We start from the raw sequence: 22,039 nt of genomic DNA, 5'->3' as shown, positions 1-22,039 counted from the left end.
AACACACGATGCGGGCATTTCCGGATCGGGGCCTCTACGACCCCGACAGCGAGCGCGACAACTGCGGCTTCGGCCTGATCGCGCGAATCGGCGGCGACGGCGACCGCGCCCTGGTCGATACCGCGCTGCAGGCGCTGGCGCGCATGCGCCATCGCGGCGGCGTCAACGCCGACGGCATGAGCGGCGACGGCTGCGGCGTGCTGCTTTGCGGCGCCGGCGCGTTCGTGCGCCTGCTGGCGGACGAGGCCGGCATCGCGCTGCATCCCGGCACCTGCGCCTCCGGCCTGGTGTTCCTGCCGCACGACCCCGATGCCGCCGCGCATTGCCGGGCGCGGCTGCAGGACGAGGTCGCCGCCGCCGGCGCGCGCCTGGTGGGCTGGCGCACGGTGCCGGTCGACGCCGACGCCTGCGGCGAACAGGCGCGCGCGTCGATGCCGCGCATCGAGCAGGTGTTCATCGAATGCGACGGCCCGGACGACGACGACTTCGAGCGCGCGCTGTACCTGGCGCGGCGCCGCTGCGAACAGGCACTCGCCGCCGACCACCCCGACTTCTACATCGTCAACCTGTCGGCGAAACTGCTCGGCTACAAGGGCATGGTGCTGCCCGACCACCTGCCGCAACTGTTCCCGGACCTGGCGCGCGCGGAGCTCGCCGCCAGCGCGACGGTCTTCCACCAGCGCTTCTCCACCAACACCCTGCCGCGCTGGGCGCTGGCCCACCCGTTCCGGCGGCTGGCGCACAACGGCGAGATCAACAGCATCGAGGGCAACCGCCGCTGGGCGCTCACCCGCCGCAACGTGTGGCGCTCGCCGGTGCTCGACCTGTCCGAGTTCGAATCGCCGGTCACCATGCACGGCTCCGACTCGCAGTCGCTCGACAACATGCTCGAGTGGCTGCTGCTCGGCGGCATGGACCTGCTGCAGGCGATCCGCATCCTGATGCCGCCGGCGACGCAGTCGCTGGAATACAAAGACGTCGACCTCGCCGCCTTCTACGAGTACTACTCGATCAACTCCGAGCCCTGGGACGGTCCCGCCGGCGTGGTGATGTGCGACGGCCACTACGCCGCCTGCACCCTCGACCGCAACGGCCTGCGCCCAGCGCGCTGGACGCGCTCGCGCGACGGGCTGTTCCTGATCGCCTCGGAAGCCGGCGTCTGGGACCTGCCGCCCGAGCAGGTGCTGGCCAAGGGCAAGCTCGGCCCCGGCGAGATGATCGCGGTCGACCTGCGGCAGGGTGCGCTGCTCGACAACGACGCCATCGACGCCGTCAACCGTGCCCGCGCGCCCTACAAGCAGTGGCTCAAGCGCGGCATGACCTATCTGCAGACGGAACTGATCGACCCGGCGCTGACCGACGCGCCGTTCACGCCGGACACCCTGCTCGGCTTCCAGAAGCTGTTCCAGCTCAGCCGCGAGGAGCAGGAGTCGGTGCTGCGGCCGCTGGCCGAGACCGAGCAGGAAGCCACCGGCTCGATGGGCGACGACGTGCCGATGGCGGCGCTCAGCCAGCGCGTGCGGCCGCTGTACGACCATTTCCGCCAGGCCTTCGCGCAGGTGACCAACCCGCCGATCGATCCGCTGCGCGAGGACTGCGTGATGACGCTGGCCACGCAGATCGGGCGCGAGGGCAACCTGTTCGTGGACGGCCCCGGGAACGTCGACCACGTCCTGCTGAACTCGCCGGTGCTGTCGCAGCGCAAGCTCAACCAGCTGATGGCGCTGCCGCGCTTCGTCGATCGCTACCGCTACGTCGACCTGTACTTCGACCACGGCGAATCGCTGCGCGATGCGCTCGTGCGCATCCGCGACGAGGCCGAGGCCGCCGCCCGCGAGGGCGTCGAACTGCTGATCCTCAGCGACCGCCGCCCGCGCCGCGACAGCGCCGCGGTGCATGCGCTGCTGGCCACCGGCGCGATCCACCAGCACCTGGTGCGCACCGGACTGCGCTGCGACGTCAACCTGGTCGTCGAGACCGGCACTGCGCGCGATCCGCACCACTTCGCCTGCCTGATCGGCTACGGCGCCACCGCGGTGTATCCGTACCTCGCCTACCAGACCCTGCACGCGCTCGGCCGCCGCGGCATCCTCGGCGGCAAGACCAGCAGCGAGCCGCCGCAGATCGGCCGCAGCTATCGCCGCGGCGTCAAGAAGGGGCTGCTGAAGATCCTGTCGAAGATGGGCATCGCCAGCATCGCCAGCTATCGCGGCGCACAGCTGTTCGAGATCGTCGGCCTCGACGACGAGGTGGTGTCGCTGTGCTTCGACGGCACGCCCTCGCGCATCGGCGGCGCCGGCTTCGCGCGGCTGCAGGCCGATGCGCGCCATCTGGCCGCGCAGGGCTGGGACGACAACGCCCTGCCCGAACTCGGCGGCCTGCTGCACTACGTGCACGGCGGCGAGTACCACCAGTTCAATCCCGACGTGGTGCAGTCGCTGATGCGCGCCGTGGTGACCGGCGACCGCGGCGACTGGAAGCGCTATGCCGACCACGTCGACGGCCGCCCGCCGGCGGCGCTGCGCGACCTGCTGCGTCCGCGCGATGCCGCCGTGCCGGTGCCGCTGGACGAGGTGGAGCCTGTGTCGGCGATCGTCAAGCGCTTCGACTCCGCGGCGATGAGCCTGGGCGCCTTGTCGCCGGAAGCGCACGAGGCGCTGGCGATCGCGATGAACCGGCTCGGCGGGCGCAGCAATTCCGGCGAGGGCGGCGAGGATCCGGCGCGCTATCACGACGAGCGCCGCAGCAGGATCAAGCAGATCGCCTCCGGCCGCTTCGGCGTCACCCCGGAATACCTGATCAACGCCGACGTGCTGCAGATCAAGATCGCGCAGGGCGCGAAACCCGGGGAGGGCGGGCAGCTGCCGGGCAGCAAGGTCAATCCGCTGATCGCGCGGCTTCGCTACGCCAAGCCCGGCATCGGCCTGATCTCGCCGCCGCCGCATCACGACATCTATTCGATCGAGGACCTGGCGCAGCTGATCTTCGACCTGCGCCAGGTCAACCCCGAGGCGCTGATCTCGGTGAAGCTGGTCGCGCACGCGGGCGTGGGCACGATCGCCGCCGGCGTGGTCAAGGCCGGCGCCGACCTGATCACCGTCTCCGGACACGACGGCGGCACCGGCGCCAGCCCGCTGGGGTCGATCCGCTACGCCGGCGTGCCGTGGGAGCTGGGGCTGTCGGAGGCGCGGCAGGCGCTGCAGTACAACGGGCTGCGCGGGCGTGTGCTGTTGCAGACCGACGGCGGCCTGAAGACCGGGCTCGACGTGATCAAGGCCGCGCTGCTCGGCGCCGACACCTTCGGCTTCGGCACCGCGCCGATGATCGCGCTGGGCTGCAAGTACCTGCGCATCTGCCATCTCAACAACTGCGCCACCGGCGTCGCCACCCAGGACGAGCGCCTGCGCGCCAACCACTTCAAGGGGCTGCCCGAACGCGTGGAATGCTTCTTCCGCAACGTCGCCGAGGACGTGCGCGAGCAGCTGGCGCGGCTGGGCGTGCGTTCGCTCGACGAGATCGTCGGCCGCACCGAACTGCTCGAGCAGACCGTCGACACGCCCCGCGAGCACGTACGCATCGACCTGTCGCGGCTGTTGCAGCGCGATCCCGCGCACGCGCGGCGGTTCGAGCCCGACGAGACCGCGACGAGCGCGGCGCCGGACGCGGCCGCCGGCAACCCCGATCCCGACGCGCCGCAAGTCGCCGGCATGCCGGCGCAGGGCGCCGCGCCGCTGCATCCGGGCTACGCGGGCTACGGCGCCGGCTGCGGCGCCGCGTTGCGCGCACCGGTGGACGGACTCGCGCGACGGCTGGACGCCGACCTGGCGCAGGTGATCGAACACGCGCGCGGCGGCGAGTACAGCTACGCGATCCGCAACACCGACCGTGCCATCGGCACCCGCCTGTCCGGCGCGATCGCCCGCCACCACGGCAACACCGGCATGGCCGGCGCGCCGATCCACCTGCGGCTGACCGGCAGCGCCGGACAGAGCTTCGGCGCGTTCAATGCCGGCGGCCTGCACATGACCCTCGAGGGCGAGGCCAACGACTACGTCGGCAAGGGCATGGCCGGCGGCCGCCTCGTGCTGCACCCGCCGGCTGGCAGCACGTTCGATCCGCGGTACACGCCGATCCTCGGCAACACCTGCCTGTACGGCGCCACCGGCGGCGAGCTGTATGCCGCCGGCCGCGCCGGCGAGCGCTTCGCGGTGCGCAACTCCGGCGCGGTGGCGGTGCTCGAAGGCGCCGGCGACCACTGCTGCGAATACATGACCGGCGGCGTGGTGGTGGTGCTGGGGCGCACCGGGCTCAACTTCGGCGCCGGCTTCACCGGCGGCCTGGCCTACGTGCTCGACCTCGACCGCGATTTCGTCGACCGCTACAACCACGAGCTGATCGACATCCTGCGGGTCTCGCCGGAAGGCTTCGAGAACTACCGCCAGCACCTCACCGACCTCGTCGCGGTCCACGCGCGCCTGACCGGCAGCGCCTGGAGCGCGCAGATCGTCGAGGAGTTCCGCGACTTCGTCGGCAAGTTCTGGCTGGTCAAGCCGAAGGCGGCGAGCCTGGAAGCGCTGACGGAGGATTTGCGGCGAGCAGCATGATGCGAGGAACGAGAAACGAGAAACGAGGAACGAGTAAAAGCGGGCGCGCGCCCCCGTTTTTGCCGTTACTCGTTCCTCGTTCCTCTCCACTCGTTCCTCATCATTCCCATCCGGTCGACTCATGAGCAAGAGGCACGCCTTCCAGTTCCTAGATCTGCCGCGCGAGATGCCGCGGCGGATCCCGCTGCAGCTGCGGACCGCCGGCGACTGGAACGAGCTCTACGGCCGCTTCGGCGAGGACGAGGCGGCGCACCAGGCCGGGCGCTGCATCGACTGCGGCAACCCGTACTGCCAGACCGGCTGTCCGGTGCACAACTACATTCCCAACTGGCTGCGGCTGGTGGAGGAAGGCCGCATCCTCGAGGCCGCCGCGCTGTGCCACGAGACCAACCCGCTGCCGGAGATGTGCGGGCGCGTCTGTCCGCAGGATCGCCTGTGCGAGGGCGTGTGCACGCTGGAGGACGGCTTCGGCGCGGTGACCATCGGCGCGGTGGAGAAATACATCACCGACACCGCGTTCGCCCAGGGCTGGCGACCCGACCTGTCCAAGGTCGCACCCACCGGCAAGCGCATTGCGGTGATCGGTGCAGGCCCGGCGGGCCTGGCCTGCGCCGACCGGCTGGTGCGGCGCGGCATCGAGGCCACGGTGTTCGACCGCTACGAACAGATCGGCGGCCTGCTGCAGTTCGGCATTCCCAGTTTCAAGCTCGACAAGTCGGTGATCGCGATGCGGCGCGAGGTGCTCGAGGGCATGGGCGTGCGCTTCCGTCTCGGCGTCGAGGTCGGCGGCGACGTGTCGATGGACGAACTGCTGCGCGACTACGACGCCGTGTTCCTCGGCCTCGGTGCCTACCGCTACACCGATGGCGGCCTGCCCGGCCAGGACCTGCGCGCGGTGCTGCCGGCGCTGCCGTTCCTGGTGCAGAACGGGCGCATCGTCACCGGGTCGGATCCGCAGGGCCAGGCGATCGCCGGCTGGGAGGACCGGGTCGAGATTCCCGACCTGCGCGGCAAGCGCGTGGCGGTGCTCGGCGGCGGCGATACCGGCATGGACTGCGTGCGCTCGGCGGTCCGCCTGGGCGCGGCCAGCGTCAGCTGCATCTATCGCCGCGACGAGGCCAACATGCCCGGCTCGGCGCGCGAGGTGGCCAATGCGCGCGAGGAAGGCGTGGAGTTCCTGTTCAACCGACAGCCGCTGGCGATCGCGGACGACGGCGCCGGCAACGTCACCGGCGTGCGCGTGGCCGAGACCCGGCTGGGGGAGCCCGACGCGCGCGGGCGACGCCGGGCCGAGCCGGTGCCCGGCAGCGAATGGGTGATCGATGCCGACCTGGTGATCATCGCCTTCGGCTTCACGCCGGAGCTGCCGGAGTGGCTGGCCGCCCACGGCGTCGACGCGACCGGCAACGGCCGCATCGTGGTCGGCGGCGAAGGCCGGCTGCCGTACCAGACCTCGCATCCGAAACTGTTCGCCGGCGGCGACGTGGTGCGCGGCGCCGACCTGGTGGTGACCGCGGTGCAGGAAGGCCGCGACGCCGCCGGGGCGATGACCCGGATGCTGACCGCCGGCAGCACTCGTTCCGCACTCGACGCCGCTTGACCGGCCCCCGCCGCCCCGCCGCCCGGTCGCCGTAGAGCGGAGCTTGCTCCGCTGCTTCTTCCTGGTGCGCCGGTGGCTCGAGACGAGAGCAGCGGAGCAAGCTCCGCTCTACGAGAGACAAGAGGAGCGCCGCGGCCATCGCACGGGACAGCCTGAACCTATCCCTGCCCGAAGGCGGATCCGCGCCTACCGCCGGGCGGCAAGCCGGCGCATGATGTCGGCATGCGCGCCTGGATGCTCACGCTGTCGGCCCTGCTCGCCTGCGCCGCCGCGGTGGCGCAGGAGGCACCTGGGGAGAATGCGGACGACGTCGTCATCTACCGCTGCACCGACGCGGACGGCAGCCTGACCCTGCGCGACACGCCCTGCGATGATGCGCAGACCCAGCAGACCCGCACCATGCTGCGCCCGCAGGACGCGCCGGCGCGCGCGCCCGCGCCGGGACCCGAGTCGGCGCCCGCGCCGGCCGAACCGCAGGTGGTCGTGGTCAGCCCGCCGCAACCGATGTACGAATGCGTCACCCCCGAGGGCGACCGCTATACCAGCGACACCGGCGACGGCAATCCGCGCTGGGTGCCGCTGTGGACGCTCGGCTATCCGGTCGGTCACGGCGGCGATCACCATCCCGCGCGTCCGAGCGCCGAGCGCGGCGTCACCTTCGTCGACGACCGCACGCGCATGCCGCCACCGGCAAACATCAGCATCCCGCCGGCGTACGATCGTCCGCAGCCATCGCCCGGCATCCTGCATGGCCGCCTGGATCGGCCCCGTCCCCATCCCCCCGGCTACGGCCATGGCTACGGCGGCGGCGGCACCTGGATCCGCGACGAATGCACGCGCCTGCCGCAGGGCGATGTCTGCGACCGCCTGCGCGACCGCCGCCAGGAGATCCGCCGGCGCTTCTTCAACGCCCAGGAAAGCGAACGCAATACACTGCGCCAGGAGGAGCGCGCGCTCAGCGCGCGCCTGGCCAACGATTGCGGAATCCGATGATGCGGCATGCGTTGTTTTGCGCCGCGCTGCTGCTCGCGGCGCCGGCGATCGCACAGAAGAACGAAATGGTGATCTACCACTGCACCGATGCCGGTGGCGCGGTCACCGTGCAGAACGATACGCCCTGCCCGGCCGGCAGCACCCAGAAGACGCGCGTGATCGATCCGCCGCCGCCGCTACCGGCCTACGTGCCGATGACGCCGCCGCCGGCGCCGTCGCACCTGGCCCCGATCACGCGCGTGAAAAGGGACGACGGCTTCGACCCGGCCGCGTTGGTGATCGATCTCGAACTGCAACTGCCGCCGCCGCTGTTCCTGTGCACGACCTACGACCAGACCCGCTACTACACCGAGGACAGCGAGCCCGCGTCGCGCTGCCAACCGATGGCCACCGTCGGCATCGGCGGTCTGCAGGGCCTGGGCGCAGGCAAGGCCTGCATGCAGGTCACCGACGTCTGCGAGCCGGTGCCGGACGAAGCTCTCTGCGAAGCCTGGGACGCGCGCGTCGACGAGGCGGAATTTCGCTGGAAATTCGCCGGCGGCCACTACGCCACCGAGGACCGGCGCGCGGAGTACGAGGCGCTGGCGCGGGTCCGCGACACCAGCACCTGCGCCGCCGAGTGATGCCCCGCGCCGCACGCATTTCCTTCTCCCTCCGGGGTGAAGGCGTGCTGCTTGCGAGCCATTGGCTCGCGCACGCCTGAACGCCCTTGCGCCCTGCGCAAGGGCCGGGGCCCGGAGCGAGAGCCTGCCCCCGAAGCGCTGTCGGTCGGGGGTGGCCCGAAGAGCCTGCCCCGAATGCTTTAGTCCGGGGGCCGGATGAGGGTACGGCGAAGCGGCAGAGATCCGAACCATCGCGACTTCGCCGTACCCTCACCCCAACCCCCGCTCCGCGCCCCGGCCCGCGCCAGCGGCGCGGGCGCTCCACCGCACGTGCGCCAGTGGCGCGCAAGCCGTGCGGTCTCACCCCGGAGGGAGAGGGGCTTCAAAGCCAATCGGGTCAGTCGATCGACATCGAGTACGGCTGCTCCGCGTTCTTGCCGGGCCAGTCTCGGTTCGGTTCCGCCTGCAGGGTGACGGCACAGGATATGGGTACCTGGCAATTTAGATCGGTCTAAACTACTTTCCTTTCTCGCAGTCGAACCGGTCCGAATGCAGCACGAGCCATCCCCGCAGCCGACCTCCGCCCGCGAACGCCGCGTCACCCTGGCCGACGTCGCCGCCGGCTGCGGGTTGTCGCGGGCGACGGTGTCGCTGGTGCTGCGCGGCAGTCCGCTGGTGCGCGCCGAGACCCGCGCCCGGGTGCAGGCCGAGATCGCGCGCCAGGGCTACGTCTACCACCGCGGCGCCGCCAGCCTGCGCCGGCGCGGCTCGAACGCGGTGGCGCTGGTGGTGAACGATCTGGCCAACCCGTTCTTCGCCGAGTTCGCCGCCGGCGTCGACGCGGCGCTGGCCGAGGCCGGCTACGTATTGCTGCTCGGCAGCACCGGCGAGTCGCCCGACCGCCAGCAGGCGGTGCTCACCTCGCTGGCCGAACACGATCCGGCGGCGGTGATCCTGTCGCCGGCCGAGCACAGCGACCCGGCGCGCCTGCACCGGGTGCTCGCCGCGCGGCTGCCGGTGCTGGTGTTCAACCGCGCGCTCGACCGCGCCGACGCCGCCGCCGGCTGGGACTTCCTCGCCCTCGACAACCGCCGCGGCGCGCGCCTGGCCACCGAACACCTGCTGGCGCGCGGGCACCGCGCGATCGCGTTCTTCGGCGGCCATCGCGATTCGAGTTCCTGCGACGAGCGCCGCGGCGGCTACCGCGAAGCGATGGCCGCGGCCGGCCTCGCCCCGGACCCCGCCTGGCTGATCGAATGCGCGCCGACGCGGCTGGAGGCCGCGCGCCACGCCGGCGCCCTGTTCGTGCGCGATCCGGCCCCGACCGCAGCGATCTGCTACAACGACGCGGTCGCGCTCGGCCTGATGTCGGGCCTGTCGGCGCGCGGGCGCCAGGCCGGACGCGACTTCGCCGTGGTCGGCTTCGACGACATTCCCGAGGCCGCGGTGGCGATGCCGCCGCTATCCACCGTCGCGGTCGCCCCGCGCGAATGCGGCATCGCGGCCGCGCGCCTGGTGCTGGCGCGCGTGCGCGGCGACGCGCCGCAAGCCTCCCGTACCCTGGTCGTGCCCGCGCAGTTGCGCGTGCGCGCCAGCAGCTTCGCCGTTCCCGTTTCCGAAGGAATCCCCGCATGAACCAGCGCCACCTCTCCAACACCGCGGCGCTCGCGGTGGTCAGCCTGATCTTCTTCACCTGGGGCGGGCTGACCAGCCTCAACGACGTGCTGATCCCGCACCTGAAAGCCGTGTTCGAGATGGGCTACGCGCAGACGATGCTGATCCAGTCGACGTTCTTCGGCGCCTACTTCCTGATGTCGCTGCCCTCGGGGGCGGTGGTCTCGCGGATCGGCTACAAGGCGAGCATCGTGGTCGGGCTGGTGGTGGCCGCGGCGGGCGCGGCGATGTTCTCCCCGGCCGCGCGCATGCCGTCGTACCCGTTGTTCCTGACCGCGCTGTTCGTGCTGGCCAGCGGCATCACCCTGCTGCAGGTGGCGGCCAATCCCTACATCAGCCTGCTCGGCCGGCCCGAGACCGCGCACAGCCGGTTGACCCTGGCGCAGGCGCTGAACTCGCTCGGCACCACCCTGTTCCCGTGGCTGATCGGGCCGCTGATCCTGGCCGGCGCGGTGCTCGGCGCCGACGAGCTGGCGGCGATGTCGATGGCCGAACAGATGGCCTACCGCGCCACCCAGGCGCAGTCGGTGCAGGCGCCCTACCTGTTGCTGGCCGGCGGCCTGCTGCTGCTGGCGGTGTTCGTGGTGACCATGCGCATTCCCTCGCTGCGCGAGGCCACCGACCGCGGCGACGAACGGCACCACACCTTCGGCGAGGTATTGCGCCACCGCCACCTGCGCTGGGGCGTGGCGGCGATCTTCGTCTATGTCGGCGCCGAGGTCTCGATCGGCAGCTTCCTGATCAACTACATCTCGGGCCCCGACACCGGCGGCCTGACCGAGGCCAGCGCGGCGCGCTATCTCGCCTTCTACTGGGGCGGCGCGATGGTCGGCCGCTTCATCGGCGCGGGCCTGCTGAAGACGTTCGACGCGCGCCGATTGCTGGCGCTGTTCGCCGTGATCGCGTCGCTGCTGCTGGTCGCCACCATGGCGACCGCCGACCAGCTGGCGATGTGGAGCGTAATCGCGATCGGGCTGTTCAACTCGATCATGTTCCCGACCATCTTCACCATCGCCATCGAGCGACTGGGCCCGCTCACCAGCAAGGCCTCGAGTCTGCTGATCATGGGCATCGTCGGCGGCGCGGTGGTGCCATGGCTGCAGGGCAAGCTGGCCGACCATATCGGCATCCAGCCGTCGTTCGTGATCCCGCTGGTCTGCTACGCCTTCATCATCTGGTACGGGCTGCGCGGCGCCCGGCTCGGCGGCAACCTGCCGGTGCCCGCATCCGACACCCCGCAGGCCGCGGGGCTGACCCACTGATGGCGGCGGCGGCGCGCACCGTGGTCGCCTGCTTCGGCGAGGCGTTGATCGACTTCCTGGCGCGGCCGCCCGCGGCGCCGAGCGCACCGCGGCAGTTCGAGGAGCACGCCGGTGGGGCGCCGGCCAATGTCGCGGTCGGGGTGGCGCGGCTGGACGGCGAGGCACGCTTCGTCGGCATGCTCAGCCGCGACATGTTCGGCGACACGCTGCTGTCGCAGTTCGCGAGGTACGGCGTCGACGTGGCGCAGGTGCGGCGCACCGACGCCGCACGCACCGCGCTGGCGTTCGTGTCGCTCGACGCCGACGGCGAGCGCAGCTTCAACTTCTACCGGCCGCCGGCGGCCGACCTGCTGTTCCGCGCCGAGGACTTCGAACGCGCCGCGTTCGCCGACACGGCAGTGTTCCACGTCTGCTCCAACAGCCTGACCGCGCCCGGGATCGCCGACGCCACCCTGCACGGCATGCACCTGGCGGCCGAGGCCGGCGCGCTGGTCAGCTTCGATCTCAACCTGCGCCCGGCGCTGTGGCCGCGCGACGTCGATCCGGCGCCGACCGTGTGGCGCGCGCTGGCCGCCGCGCACCTGGTCAAGCTGAGCCGCGAGGAACTGGCCTTCCTCGCCGACGACGGTACCGACGAGGCCGTGATCGCTCGCCTGCTGGGTGGCGCCGCGCGCGTGGTGGTCGTGACCGACGGCGCCGCGCCGATCCGCTGGTGGACGGCGGCCGCGGCGGGCACGGCGCCGACGTTCCGCGTCGCCGCCGTCGACACCACCGCCGCCGGCGATGCCTTCGTCGCCGGCCTGCTGCAGCGCATCGTCGCGCGCGGGATCGATCGCGACGGTCTCGTCGCTGCCTTCGCCGATACCGCCATGCGCGACGACCTGCTCCGCCACGCCGCCGCCGCCGGCGCGCTCGCCACCACCCGCCACGGCGCGTTCGCCGCGATGCCGACCGCCGCCGACGTGCGCACGCTGCTGGAGAGCGCCGCATGACCCGCCCGCTTTTCCCGATCGAACGTCCGGATGCACCGTAGGAGCGCGCCATGCGCGCGATACCGCGCCAAGCAGCCTTCTCCGTTGGCGGCGAGACAAGGCCCGTCGCCACGGGCGGTGCCAATCAATAGCCAAGCCCCTCACGATGGACCAACACCGCACCCGTTGGCTCGAGGTGCGGGCTATTCACTGACACCGCCCGTGGCGACGGCCCATGCTTCACTGCGGCGGAAAGGGCTGCCTGGCGCGGTATCGCGCGCATGGCGCGCTCCTACGGAAATCGCGAGCTATCCGCGGTTGCCGGAAACGGCCGCCGCCCACAGCACCGCGCCGACGACCGTCCCCAGCGCGAGCCAGGACACGGCGTCGAACATGCCGTCGCCGACCAGCGCACTGACCAGGCCGACGATGCTGGACAGCGCGATGACGCCGGGCACCGCGAAGGTACGGCGTAGATCCTGCGCGCTCATCGCGCCGCCCCGGCGGGGGCGTCCGCCACCAGTCCGCTCTCGAGTTCCTTCAACCGGCTCTCGGTGGAGCCGCGCTTGAACCACAGGTACAGGCCGCTGACGAGCACCAGCAGCGTGACCAGGTCCAGCAGCGCCCACAGGATCTTCAGCGGCAGCCCGCCGTAGTCGCCGAAATGCAGCGGCTGCGACAGCAGCAGCACGCTCATGTACAGCGGCAGTTCCGGCTGCGCGGTCAGCTCGCCGGTCGCCACGTCGACCAGCACCGGCTTGTAGATGCGCTCGGTGATGGCCGTCCTGCCGTGCATGAACACGCCGTAGTGGTGCTCGCCGCTGTAGCCCGTGCCGGGAAAGCTGACGTAGGCGGGCTCCTTGTCCGGTTCCGCGGCGCGGGCACTGGCGATGGCGGCGTCCAGCGAAGAGAAGCGCACGGGTTTCGGTGCGCCACGGTAGCGGTCGGCCAGCTCGCCCAGCTGCCGTGCCTGCCAGGCCTGCTCCAGCGGCTGCGCCAGCGTGTTGATCGCGCCGGTCAGCCCGACCACCAGGGCCCAGGCCAGCGTCACGATGCCGAGCAGGTTGTGCAGGTCCAGCCAGGCCAGGCGCCGGCTGCGGCCGGTGCGCAGCGTGCCGAACGGCAGCTTGCGCATGAACGGCGCGTACAACACCACCCCGGAGACGATCGCAGCCACGAACAACAGCGTCATCGCGCCCAGGAACAGCGTGCCCGGCAGCCCGGCGAACACGTCGGTATGCAGGCGATAGAGGAAGAACATCACGCCTTCGTTGAACTGCGGCGCCGGCAGCACCTCGCCGGTGTACTCGTGCAGGACCACCGTGTGCATCTCCGGCGGCGGCGTGTCCGGTCGCGCGCCGGTGTTCACGTACACCAGCGGCGCGTGCTCGTCCCAGCCGAAGAACAGCGGCACGTCGCCCGGATAGCGCGCCAGCGCCTTGTCGATCAGCTCGTCCACGTTGGCGCGCGGCATGCCGGCGGACATCGGTTCGGCCTCCGGCTCGGCGCCGGTGGCGTGGGCGATCTCCTCCCAGAAGATCAGCGGCAACCCGGTGGCGAACAGCAGCAGCAGGAACAGCGTGCATACCAGGCTGGTCCACTTGTGGACCAGGAACCAGGCCTTGAGCGTACGACGCTGCATGCGGCTCAGAACCGGTACGCGACCGTGCCCACCAGCGACCGGCCGGTGCCGGTGAAGCAGTCGCCGAAGGCGCGGCACGGCGCGTAGTACTGCCTGTCGAACAGGTTGGTGGCGTTGAGCGACAGCGACCAGTCGCGCAGTTCGTAGGCGACCAGCGCATCGGCCAGGGTGTAGCCGGGGGTGCGCAGCACGCCGTCACCGGCGGTGGACATGGTGGCGCCCACGTAGCGCCCGCCCAGCCCCACGCGCAGTTGCGCATCGTCGCTCACCGCGAAGGTTTTCGCCGCCCACGCCGAGGCCAGGTGCCTCGGCATGTCGCTCAGGCGCTGGCCGACCTCCGGGGCGAAGTTGCTGCGCGTCACCTCGGCGTCGTTGTAGCTGTAGTTGGTGTTGAGGGCGATGTCGCCGGCGATCACGAATGCACCTTCCAGCTCGAAGCCCTGCGAGCGGATCTCGCCGGTCTGTACGGTATTAAGCACGTTCTCCGGATCGTTGGTGGCGCGATTGGTCTCCTCGATGCGGTAGACGTTGGCGGTCACCAGCGCGGTGCGGTTCGGCGCCCACTTCACGCCGGCCTCGTACTGGCTGCCGCGCACCGGCTTGAAGGCGTCGCCGTAGAAGTCCAGGCCGGCCACCGGCAGGAACGACTCGGAGTAGCTCACGTACGGCGACCAGCCCGCGGCGACTTCGCCGATCACGCCCACCTTGAACGTGGTGGCCTCGTCGGTCTGCGTGTCCGAGCCCTCGGTGGTCGAACGCGCGCGGTCGCGGCGCAGGCCGAGCACCAGCGACACGCGATCGGCGTAGCGGATCTGGTCCTGCAGGTACAGGCCGACCTGCGTGTTGCGCTGGTCCGGATCGCGCACGTACTCCGGCGCGACCACGCCGGTCGAGACCGGATCGTAGATGTCGATCGGCGTGATCCTGCCGAAGGCCGAATGCGAACTCTGGCGGAACTCGCTGTAGTCCAGGCCGACCAGCAGACGATGGCTGAAGGCGCCGGTGTCGAAGGCGTATTCGGCGTTGTTGTCGGTGGTGAAGATGCGGATATGCGGCTTGATCGCATAGGCGTCGCGTTCGACGAGGCCGTCGGCATTGAACGGATTCGATGGAGTCGCATAGACGTCCGGGAATATCTGCTGGAACGTGGTGCGCGCGTCCACGTAGCGCGAGCTGCTGCGCAGGGTCGTCGTGTCGTTGAGCCGGTGCTCCACCAGCAGGGTGGCCGCGTTCTGGCGCGCATCGAGCCGGTCGTAGTCCTCGTCGCCCAGGAAGGTGGACACGTCCAGGCGGCGCGGACCGCTGGCCTGCAGCGTCGAGACCACCGGCAGGAACTGCTGGCTGGAGCCGGTCTCGTCGCGCTGGAACAGGCCGATCAGCGTGACCTCGGTGCGGTCGCCGGGGCGCCAGGTCAGCGACGGCGACAACAGCAGGCGATCGTCGGGCAGCCTGTCGGTCTGCATGCCGCTGTCGCGGGCGACCGCGACGACGCGGCCGGCCAATGTGTCGTCGTCGTTCAGCGGTCCGGTGACGTCCAGCTGCACCTGCTTGCGGTCGAAGCTGCCGTATTGCAGCGCCAACTCGCCCGCGGGCAGGAACTGCGGACGCTTGCTGATCGCATTGATGATGCCGCCGTTGCCGCCCGCGCCGTACAGCACCGACGACGGCCCGCGCAGCACTTCCACCCGGTCCAGGGTGTAGACCTCGGGGCGCGCGATCGGGCTGTAGTTGAAGAGCTGGCGCATGCCGTCCAGGTACTGCACCGGATCCAGGCCGCGCACGGTCGACACGTCCGCACGCGTGTCCAGGCCGAAGGCCTCGGCGGTGACGCCGGCGCTGTAGCGCAGCGTGTCCTGCAGGTTGAGCGCGCCGCGCTCGCGGAACAGGTCGGACGACACCACGCTGATGGCCTGCGGGGTCTCGGTGAGGGCGGTTTCGGTCTTGGTGGCGGTGGTGGCGCGCTCGGCGACCACCGTCACCGTATCCAGCGTGGCGGCGTCCTGCGCCCAGGCGGCGGGCATGGTCGCCGCCAGTGACAGGGAAACGGCAAGCAGGCGCCGCCGCGGAACGTAATCGCGCATCGTTCATGACCTTGGAAATGCAGTGCGCATTATCGATTCCGCATATCGTTAATGCAACTCATTCGCAATAGAATGGGCCGGAGAGGCTTGCCATGGATCGCTCTCGCCATCCTCTTCTCCGCTGCGCGCGGCCCGGTCCGGGCGCGTCCGGCAGGCGGGCAGGTCGCCGCGCTTTGCGACGGCGTGCCGTTCCGGTGCGGCAGCGGTCCGCCGCCTACAATGGCGCCCACTTCCGATCGGCACCCGCCCGCCATGGCACCCAACTCCACCGTGGTCAAAGCCGAGTTGCAGGTCAGCGACATGGACCGGCACTACTACGGCACCCACAACCTCACCCTCGCCCAGCACCCGTCGGAGACCGACCTGCGGCTGATGGTGCGGCTGGTCGCGTTCGCGCTTTACGCCGACGAGCGCCTGGAGTTCGGCCGCGGCCTGAGCGACGAGGACCAGCCGGCGCTGTGCCGGCGCAGCTACAGCGGCGAGATCGAACTGTGGATCGACGTCGGCCAACCCGAAGAGACCCGGATCAAGAAGGCCTGCGCCCGCGCCGGACAGGTGGTGGTGATCAACTACGGTGGCCGCGCCGCCGACATCTGGTGGGAGAAGATCGCCAGTTCGCTGACCCGGCTGAAGAACCTCACCGTACTGGCCATCCCTGAGGACGTGATCGAGGCACTGCCCGCCATCGGCGAGCGCGGCATGCGCCTGACCGCGCTGATCCAGGACGGGGAGCTGCAGCTGATGGGCGAGCGCGGCAGCCTCGCCCTGCGGCCGGTCGAACGGATGGTGCCGCGGTAGGAAGCACCCTCACCGCGCCATGGTGCCGTTGGCATCGATCTCCCGGGCAGCCGCGGCGGCTCAGACCGCCAGCGCGCATGCCCTGGCGATTTGCTCGATGTGGCGGTGATCGGTGCCGCAGCAGCCGCCCAGCACGTTACAGCCTCCGGGATTCCCGGGGCGGTTCACGGCCGAACCGAACCCGGATCCGTAGAGCGGAGCTTGCTCCGCTGCTCCCGGCTCCGGAGCCCGCGTAGCCGAGCAAGCTCGGCTCTACGGGATTGCGGCTACGGCACCCACGCGGCCAAACCGGGCGCAGACCCGTAGAGCGGAGCTTGCTCCGCTGCTCCCGGCTCCGGAGCCCGCGCAGCCGAGCAAGCTCGGCTCTACGGGATTGCGGCTACGGCACCCACGCGGCAGAACCGGGCGCAGACCCGTAGAGCGGAGCTTGCGCCGCTGCTCCCGGCTCCGGAGCCCGCGCAGCCGAGCAAGCTCGGCTCTACGGGATTGCGGCTACGGCACCCACGCGGCCGAACCGGGCGCAGACCCGTAGAGCGGAGCTTGCTCCGCTGCTCCCGGCTCCGGAGCCCGCGCAGCCGAGCAAGCTCGGCTCTACGGCACGCTGACGCCGGGCGGTCTCACGGCGCGGACACGCGCGTCGCGTGGCTTGCCGCCAGCAACCATCGGCCGTCGCGATATACCCAGGTGTCGGTGAACTGGAAATCCGCCGCGAACGCCTCGCCCCCGGCCTTGCCCTCCACGGAGGTGATGCCGATGACCACCGCGGCGTCGCCGTACAGGTGGAACGTCTGACCGTGGTTGCGGAACACGTCGTAGGCCGGTTCGCCGCTTTCGACTTCGGCGATGGTCTGCGCGCGGTCGGCGGGAATGCCGTTGGATCCGGTCAGGACGAAGCGCTCGTCCAGCAATGCGCGCAGGGTGTCGGCATCGCCGTTCTCGAAGGCTTCGCACAGCGCCGTCTCGGTCTCGAGGATGTCATGCCGGTCCTGCGCGGCATCGCGCGCCAGGACCGGCAACGCAGGAACCGCGAGCGCCGCGGCAACGCACCAGTGGACGGCTTTCATGGACTCTCCTGGTGGGTGGCAACCCGCACCGGATCCGGTCCGGCGACGAAACTGCCGTGCACGGATGCAATCGGAACCCGCCTGCCAGGTTCCGGTCCCTTCGGAACCCGTGGTCACGGCGAGTTATACACCAGCGCGTGGATGCATCGCCGCGCCTTGTGCTACCCGGTGATCAGGGCTGTCCCGGTCGCGGCAGTTGCCAGAGTTCCATGAAACGGTCGAGCACCGCCGCCGACTCGGGGACGGTGACGTTCTCCAGCTCGAGCAGCCATGGTTCGTTCTGCAACGGATCCGTCGCACCCTGCGGCAGCGACATGCGGTTGTCCAGCGCGCTCTGGATGTCGGCGAGCTGTTCGCTATCGCCCGATGCGCTGTCGGCGAAACCGGCGATGTCACCGTCCTTCTTGTCCAGGTAGACATGCGCTACGTCGCGCAGGCGTTCGAGCGCGGCCGGCGGCAGGCCGTTGATCCATTCCACGGTCTGCTGCTGGTCCAGCCCGCTCAATTCGCCGTAGCGCATGAGAAACGGCACCGGGCTGTAGCTCTCGCCGCTCTGGTCGCGCAGGATCTCCGCCGCCTCGGCGTTGAAACCGATGCCGGCGAGGAAATTCTGCGCGGCCTCGGTCTCGAAGCGGCTGTTGTGCTGCGCCGAGTTGATGCTGTCGTGGATGAACAGACCGAGCGTGGCCACGGTGGCGACGCCGAACCCGATCGGCCCGGCCCACGCGGCGGTACCGAACACCGCGTAGCCGACGCCGCCCGCAATCGCGGCATTCCACCCGGCGCCGGCGAGATCGCCCTGCTCGAGCCGGCCCAGTGCATCGATGCCGGCCAGGCCGGCGCCGAGCACGTGCACCACGCGTCCGGCGGTCTTGAGGCCGGAGACCAGCGAGCCTTCCGGCACGTTGCTGACCGCGGCGACGAACTGCGCGCCATCGACGCCGACCCGCGCCGAGTCCACCATCACCTGCAGGCCGTTGCGCAGGGTCGGGTTCTCGGCGAAGTTGCCTGCGGAGTTCACCAGGCCGGTGCTGACGATGCCGAGCGCGGCGGTGCGGAACTGGACGCCGAAGGGAGTGTCGCGGCCGAGGACCCGATCGATGTTGTCGAGAGTGTTGTTGAGGTTGCGGGAGACGTTGTTGACGGCGGCGACGCTGTCCACCGACGTCGGCGACTCCGGCACCAGCGCCAGCAGATCGTCGGCGACGCCGTCGAGCTGCTCCGGCGTGACATCCAGCACCTGCGCGAGCTCCGGGTTGTTGCGCAGCGCGGCGTCGAGGTCGTCGCGCGCCTGCGCGAGCGCCACCGGATCGGTGAGATCGAGATCGACCGAGGGCGCCAGCACGTTCTCGCGCAGGTAGGCCGCGGTCGCGGTGGTCGCCAGCGCGTTGTCGCCGCCGGTGATGCCGAGTTGCGCGAAGGAGTCGATCAGGCGCTCGCCCTGTTCGCCGCGGGCGAGTTCGGGCTGCTGACGCAGCGCGGTGGTCACCGCGAGCTGCGAGATCGGATCCTCCAGGACAGCGGCGCTGCGGTCGCGGAAGTCGGCCTGCAGGTCGGACGGCATCGTGTTGATCGCCGCACTCAGGGCCGCGGTCTGGTCGAGCAGCCGGGCGCCGTCGTCGGCGAGCTGGTCCTGCAGGGTCTCCAGCTGCTGCTCCCACTCCGGCCCCTTGTCGGAGACGTACCTTTCGATCACGGCATCGAGCTGCTCCGGCGTCGCTGCCGTGCCGCCGTTGGCGATCAGGAAGTTCAGCTCCTCGATGTGCTCGATGTAGGCGTCGGCATTGTCTTCGATGCTGCTCTGGAACTGCTGCACGCTGTCGATCGCCTGCTGGTAGATCCGCTCGCCGCCGCCGTTGGCGGCAATGGCGAGGATCAGGTCGGGCGAGGCGCCTTCCGCGACCGCCTGGCCGAGCGTCAGCCCGTTCACCGGCAGTTCGGCCATGCGCTGCACCAGCGCGTCGCCGGCGGGCGTGCCGCCGACCTGGCCGGCGATGTGCTCGAGCGCGCGCGTGCCCTCGGGACCGATATCGATCCCGTAGCCGGCATCGGTCGCGCGGGTCTGCAGGTCGTCGAGCGCGGTCAGGGTGCGGTCGACGAGATCGTTGGCCAGGCGCGGGTCGGCATCGGCGATCAGCGTCTGCAGGGTCTGCAGGCTTTCGCGAACCTCGACCTGGCCGTTGATGCTGCTGACCCAGGGCTCGCCCTGCAGCGGGTCGGTAATCGCGGGCGCGACCTGCTGATCGATCAGGGTGTCGTACTCGGCGCTCGACAGCAGCCGCGACTGCGCTTCGGGCGAGAGCGTCGGCAGCGTCGTGTTGAGGTAGTTCATCGTGCCCTCGGCGTCGGGCATCGCGCCCGCCGTGCCGAGCGTGCTGTCGACCTCGTGATCGATGGCGACTTCCTGCACCGCGCCCTCGATCGCGGTCAGCGCGGCGGGATCCTGGCTGTAGCGCTGCGCAAGGGTATTGCCGTACGCGTGGATGGCCGCCGCATCGAAGATGTCGCCGGTCGGACGCGCGTTGGCGGCGAAGTCGGCATCGATCTGCGCCGCGACCGCCTCCTGCAGCTCGGCGTCGGTGTCGTTCACCTGCTGCGCGAAGCCGGCGCGGTGGGCCTGCCAGTCGGGATCGTTGCGCGCACCGGGCGTGGCCGACACCACGGCCAAATTGTCCTGCGCGAGGAGATGCGCCTGCAGTGCCGTGTCGACGCGCTCCGCTTCCGGCGTCGCGGCCGGCGTGGCCGGCGCCGGGTGGTCCCGGGCGGTGGGGACGATCAGCCGGTCGTCCGGGTTGAGGACGTCGGTGGTCTCGATCGCATTGCGATCGGCGATCTCCTGCGCCGTCACTTCGGCGTCGGGCGTCGTGTACTCGCGCGCGATGCCTTCCAGCGTGTCGCCCGGCTTGACGGTGTGGACCTGTTCCTGCGGGCCCTGCGGCGGCACGGGCGGCGGTGGCGGTGGCGGGGGCGGCGGCGGCGGTGGTGGGACGTAGACGTTACGGTCGTCGATCATCTGTGCCATGGCGCTGCTCGCAGTGACGGTTCCAGGGACCCGATTGCAGCAGTCCGCGCGCGATGCCGACAGCTGGGGAACACCCTAGCGTCATTTGACATCAAGGTGTCATCGCCGCCTGCCCGGTTCGCCGGCGGCCGCATCCGGCCCTAGAACCCGTAGCGCAGGAAGCCGCCGTCCACCGCGATGCATTCGCCGGTGATGTAGGCCGCCGCCGGCAGGCACAGGAACGCCACCGCGGCGGCGACTTCCTCGGGTTCGCCGATGCGGCCCATCGGCGTGCGCAGCAGCACCTCGTCCAGGTAGTCGGGGTCGGTCAGCTTGTCGGAGGTGCGGCGGGTGCGGATGTACCAGGGCGCCACCGAGTTCACGCGCACGCCGTCCTCGGCCCATTCCACGGCGAGATTGCGGGTCATCTGGTGCATTGCGGCCTTGCTCATGCCGTAGGGCGCGCCGGAGCGCACGTGGGTAATGCCGGACACGCTGCCGACGTTGACGATGCAAGAGCCCGGGTGCTGGGTGAGCAGCGGGAAGGCGTAACGCGACAGCTCGAAGGCGCTGAACAGGTTGACCTCGAAGATCTCGCGCCATTCGTCCTCGGTGTAGTCGGCGGCCGCGCGGGTGAGGTTGCCGCCGGCGTTGTTGACCAGGATGTTGAGGCCGTCGCCCTGGTCCTCGATCCAGTCGAGCACCTCGCGGCGCTGGTCCTCGTCGGCGACGTCGCCGACCAGCGCCCGCACCTCGCCGTCGGGGAACTCGTCGATCAGCTCGTCGCGGGCGGATTCGAGCGCATTGCCGTCGCGGGCGACGATCAGCACGCGGGCGCCGAAACCGAGCAGTTCGCGCGCGACCGCGCGGCCGATGCCGGCGCTGCCGCCAGTCACCAGCGCGAGTTGTCCGTCGAGACGCCAGCGATGCGGATCCATGGTCGGCCCTGCCTGTGCACTGGGCGTAGGATAACGCCGGTCCACACCGGAGAACGGCCATGCCGAACCGCACCGCCTTCGCACTGTCGATCGCGACCCTGGCGCTGGCCTGCGGCGCCTGTTCGCCGCCCGAGCAACCCCCGGAGCTGCCGCCGGAGCCGCAGGCCACGCAACTGCGCGACGCGATGCAGGCGCCGCTGGAGAAGGCGCGCGCCGTGGAGGACGCGGTGCGCGAGGCCGACGAGCGGCGCCGGGCGCAGCTGGACGCGGAAGAGTGACGCGCGGCGGCGGCACGGCTTTCCGCTGACGGCCGGCGCGACCGCGCAGTTCAGGAAACCTTGGCGCCCCCGTAGGAGCGCGCCATGCGCGCGATGCCCCCGAACGTCGTCGTCCCGCACCTCCGGCGATCCCGCGCGGCCACTGCTGTCGCCCGCGTGGAAACGATCACCGGATTCCGGCGATGCCGGCACGCCGTACGGCGCCGGCATCGCGCGCATGGCGCGCTCCTACGAAATGCGAGCACAATCCACCCGAGGCGGCGCGACCGTGGCTGGTACGCCCCCGTAGGAGCGCGTCATACGCGCGATGCCCCCGAGCGTCGTCGTCCCGCACCTCCGGCAATCCCACGCGGCCGCTGCTGTCGCTCGCGTGGACGCGATCACCGGGTTCCGGCGATGCCGGCACGCCGTGCGGCGCCGGCATCGCGCGTATGACGCGCTCCTACGGAATGCTGGGCGTCACCTGATGCGGCGCGACCGTGGTTCGCATCAGTAGCTCCCGACGAAGTTGACGAACCAGCCCTTGTGGTC

General features: G+C 70.7%; 16 protein-coding genes. 9 read left to right on the top strand and 7 right to left on the bottom strand.

Annotated elements, in window-relative coordinates; translation table 11 throughout:
- Nucleotides 1-8 precede the first annotated feature (8 nt).
- The 7 genes from gltB (at nucleotide 9) to AB5T46_RS17225 (ending at nucleotide 11,727) form a co-directional block, all read left to right on the top strand.
- A complete protein-coding gene (gene gltB, locus AB5T46_RS17255) occupies nucleotides 9-4,604 on the top strand; it encodes a glutamate synthase large subunit (RefSeq protein ID WP_370565303.1) in 4,596 nt (1,531 codons plus the stop codon).
- A gap of 121 nt (nucleotides 4,605-4,725) precedes the next feature.
- Complete coding sequence (locus AB5T46_RS17250) at nucleotides 4,726-6,204, top strand: FAD-dependent oxidoreductase (protein ID WP_370565302.1); 1,479 nt, start codon at nucleotides 4,726-4,728, stop codon at nucleotides 6,202-6,204.
- Nucleotides 6,205-6,426: 222 nt separating this feature from the next.
- On the top strand, nucleotides 6,427-7,197 hold the full coding sequence (locus AB5T46_RS17245) for a DUF4124 domain-containing protein (RefSeq protein WP_370565300.1): 771 nt from the start codon (nucleotides 6,427-6,429) through the stop codon (nucleotides 7,195-7,197).
- Nucleotides 7,194-7,820 (top strand): DUF4124 domain-containing protein, encoded by a 627-nt coding sequence (locus tag AB5T46_RS17240; protein ID WP_370565298.1) that lies wholly within the window; start codon nucleotides 7,194-7,196, stop codon nucleotides 7,818-7,820. The genes AB5T46_RS17245 and AB5T46_RS17240 overlap by 4 nt, the downstream gene beginning before the upstream one ends.
- A gap of 528 nt (nucleotides 7,821-8,348) precedes the next feature.
- Nucleotides 8,349-9,434: a LacI family DNA-binding transcriptional regulator gene (locus AB5T46_RS17235; protein ID WP_370565297.1), complete on the top strand. Its 1,086-nt coding sequence runs from the start codon at nucleotides 8,349-8,351 to the stop codon at nucleotides 9,432-9,434.
- Complete coding sequence (gene fucP, locus AB5T46_RS17230) at nucleotides 9,431-10,735, top strand: L-fucose:H+ symporter permease (protein WP_370565296.1); 1,305 nt, start codon at nucleotides 9,431-9,433, stop codon at nucleotides 10,733-10,735. Before AB5T46_RS17235 ends, fucP begins: the two co-directional genes overlap by 4 nt.
- Nucleotides 10,735-11,727 carry a carbohydrate kinase family protein gene (locus tag AB5T46_RS17225; protein ID WP_370565294.1) on the top strand — a complete coding sequence of 331 codons (993 nt, stop codon included), beginning with the start codon at nucleotides 10,735-10,737 and terminating at the stop codon, nucleotides 11,725-11,727. Before fucP ends, AB5T46_RS17225 begins: the two co-directional genes overlap by 1 nt.
- Before the next feature lie 287 nt (nucleotides 11,728-12,014).
- Here AB5T46_RS17225 and AB5T46_RS17220 read toward each other — a convergent pair whose 3' ends face one another.
- From AB5T46_RS17220 to AB5T46_RS17210, 3 genes are read right to left on the bottom strand one after another with little or no spacing between them, the layout of a single operon-like run.
- On the bottom strand, nucleotides 12,015-12,197 hold the full coding sequence (locus AB5T46_RS17220) for a hypothetical protein (RefSeq protein WP_370565293.1): 183 nt from the start codon (nucleotides 12,195-12,197) through the stop codon (nucleotides 12,015-12,017).
- On the bottom strand, nucleotides 12,194-13,348 hold the full coding sequence (locus AB5T46_RS17215) for a PepSY-associated TM helix domain-containing protein (protein WP_370565292.1): 1,155 nt from the start codon (nucleotides 13,346-13,348) through the stop codon (nucleotides 12,194-12,196). The genes AB5T46_RS17220 and AB5T46_RS17215 overlap by 4 nt, the downstream gene beginning before the upstream one ends.
- Before the next feature lie 5 nt (nucleotides 13,349-13,353).
- Entirely contained in the window at nucleotides 13,354-15,429 is a 2,076-nt protein-coding gene (locus AB5T46_RS17210; protein ID WP_370565291.1) for a TonB-dependent siderophore receptor, read from the bottom strand.
- A gap of 252 nt (nucleotides 15,430-15,681) precedes the next feature.
- Between AB5T46_RS17210 and AB5T46_RS17205 the strand changes: the two genes are divergently transcribed.
- Nucleotides 15,682-16,227 (top strand): YaeQ family protein, encoded by a 546-nt coding sequence (locus tag AB5T46_RS17205; RefSeq protein ID WP_370565290.1) that lies wholly within the window; start codon nucleotides 15,682-15,684, stop codon nucleotides 16,225-16,227.
- Between the two features lie 60 nt (nucleotides 16,228-16,287).
- On the opposite strand, the gene AB5T46_RS17200 is transcribed toward AB5T46_RS17205, so the two are convergent.
- The 4 genes from AB5T46_RS17200 to AB5T46_RS17185 form a co-directional block, all read right to left on the bottom strand.
- The gene (locus tag AB5T46_RS17200) at nucleotides 16,288-16,395 is read right to left on the bottom strand and encodes a homocysteine S-methyltransferase family protein (protein ID WP_370565289.1); all 108 of its coding nucleotides are present in this window, start codon (nucleotides 16,393-16,395) and stop codon (nucleotides 16,288-16,290) included.
- Nucleotides 16,396-16,844: 449 nt separating this feature from the next.
- Nucleotides 16,845-17,291 (bottom strand): nuclear transport factor 2 family protein, encoded by a 447-nt coding sequence (locus AB5T46_RS17195; protein ID WP_370565288.1) that lies wholly within the window; start codon nucleotides 17,289-17,291, stop codon nucleotides 16,845-16,847.
- A 172-nt stretch (nucleotides 17,292-17,463) separates the two neighbouring features.
- Entirely contained in the window at nucleotides 17,464-20,313 is a 2,850-nt protein-coding gene (locus AB5T46_RS17190; protein ID WP_370565287.1) for a LysM peptidoglycan-binding domain-containing protein, read from the bottom strand.
- Between the two features lie 140 nt (nucleotides 20,314-20,453).
- Nucleotides 20,454-21,230 (bottom strand): SDR family oxidoreductase, encoded by a 777-nt coding sequence (locus AB5T46_RS17185; RefSeq protein ID WP_370565286.1) that lies wholly within the window; start codon nucleotides 21,228-21,230, stop codon nucleotides 20,454-20,456.
- Nucleotides 21,231-21,289: 59 nt separating this feature from the next.
- On the opposite strand from AB5T46_RS17185, the gene AB5T46_RS17180 reads away from it, so the two are divergent.
- Complete coding sequence (locus AB5T46_RS17180; protein ID WP_370565285.1) at nucleotides 21,290-21,508, top strand: hypothetical protein; 219 nt, start codon at nucleotides 21,290-21,292, stop codon at nucleotides 21,506-21,508.
- Nucleotides 21,509-22,039: the final 531 nt, after the last annotated feature.

The organism is Luteimonas salinilitoris (assembly GCF_041300785.1).
Lineage (GTDB): Bacteria > Pseudomonadota > Gammaproteobacteria > Xanthomonadales > Xanthomonadaceae > Luteimonas > Luteimonas salinilitoris.
The sequence above is the reverse complement of the archived record's forward strand: the minus strand, read 5'-3'. Positions and strand labels throughout refer to the sequence as shown.

Excerpts from the sequence above, each read along its gene's own strand:
- gltB (WP_370565303.1), top strand. The coding sequence starts at position 9 with ATGCGGGCATTTCCGGATCGGGGCCTCTACGACCCCGACAGCGAGCGC.
- AB5T46_RS17250 (WP_370565302.1), top strand. The coding sequence starts at position 4,726 with ATGAGCAAGAGGCACGCCTTCCAGTTCCTAGATCTGCCGCGCGAGATG.
- AB5T46_RS17245 (WP_370565300.1), top strand. The coding sequence starts at position 6,427 with ATGCGCGCCTGGATGCTCACGCTGTCGGCCCTGCTCGCCTGCGCCGCC.
- AB5T46_RS17240 (WP_370565298.1), top strand. The coding sequence starts at position 7,194 with ATGATGCGGCATGCGTTGTTTTGCGCCGCGCTGCTGCTCGCGGCGCCG.
- AB5T46_RS17235 (WP_370565297.1), top strand. The coding sequence starts at position 8,349 with ATGCAGCACGAGCCATCCCCGCAGCCGACCTCCGCCCGCGAACGCCGC.
- fucP (WP_370565296.1), top strand. The coding sequence starts at position 9,431 with ATGAACCAGCGCCACCTCTCCAACACCGCGGCGCTCGCGGTGGTCAGC.
- AB5T46_RS17225 (WP_370565294.1), top strand. The coding sequence starts at position 10,735 with ATGGCGGCGGCGGCGCGCACCGTGGTCGCCTGCTTCGGCGAGGCGTTG.
- AB5T46_RS17220 (WP_370565293.1), bottom strand. The coding sequence starts at position 12,197 with ATGAGCGCGCAGGATCTACGCCGTACCTTCGCGGTGCCCGGCGTCATC.
- AB5T46_RS17215 (WP_370565292.1), bottom strand. The coding sequence starts at position 13,348 with ATGCAGCGTCGTACGCTCAAGGCCTGGTTCCTGGTCCACAAGTGGACC.
- AB5T46_RS17210 (WP_370565291.1), bottom strand. The coding sequence starts at position 15,429 with ATGCGCGATTACGTTCCGCGGCGGCGCCTGCTTGCCGTTTCCCTGTCA.
- AB5T46_RS17205 (WP_370565290.1), top strand. The coding sequence starts at position 15,682 with ATGGCACCCAACTCCACCGTGGTCAAAGCCGAGTTGCAGGTCAGCGAC.
- AB5T46_RS17195 (WP_370565288.1), bottom strand. The coding sequence starts at position 17,291 with ATGAAAGCCGTCCACTGGTGCGTTGCCGCGGCGCTCGCGGTTCCTGCG.
- AB5T46_RS17190 (WP_370565287.1), bottom strand. The coding sequence starts at position 20,313 with ATGGCACAGATGATCGACGACCGTAACGTCTACGTCCCACCACCGCCG.
- AB5T46_RS17185 (WP_370565286.1), bottom strand. The coding sequence starts at position 21,230 with ATGGATCCGCATCGCTGGCGTCTCGACGGACAACTCGCGCTGGTGACT.
- AB5T46_RS17180 (WP_370565285.1), top strand. The coding sequence starts at position 21,290 with ATGCCGAACCGCACCGCCTTCGCACTGTCGATCGCGACCCTGGCGCTG.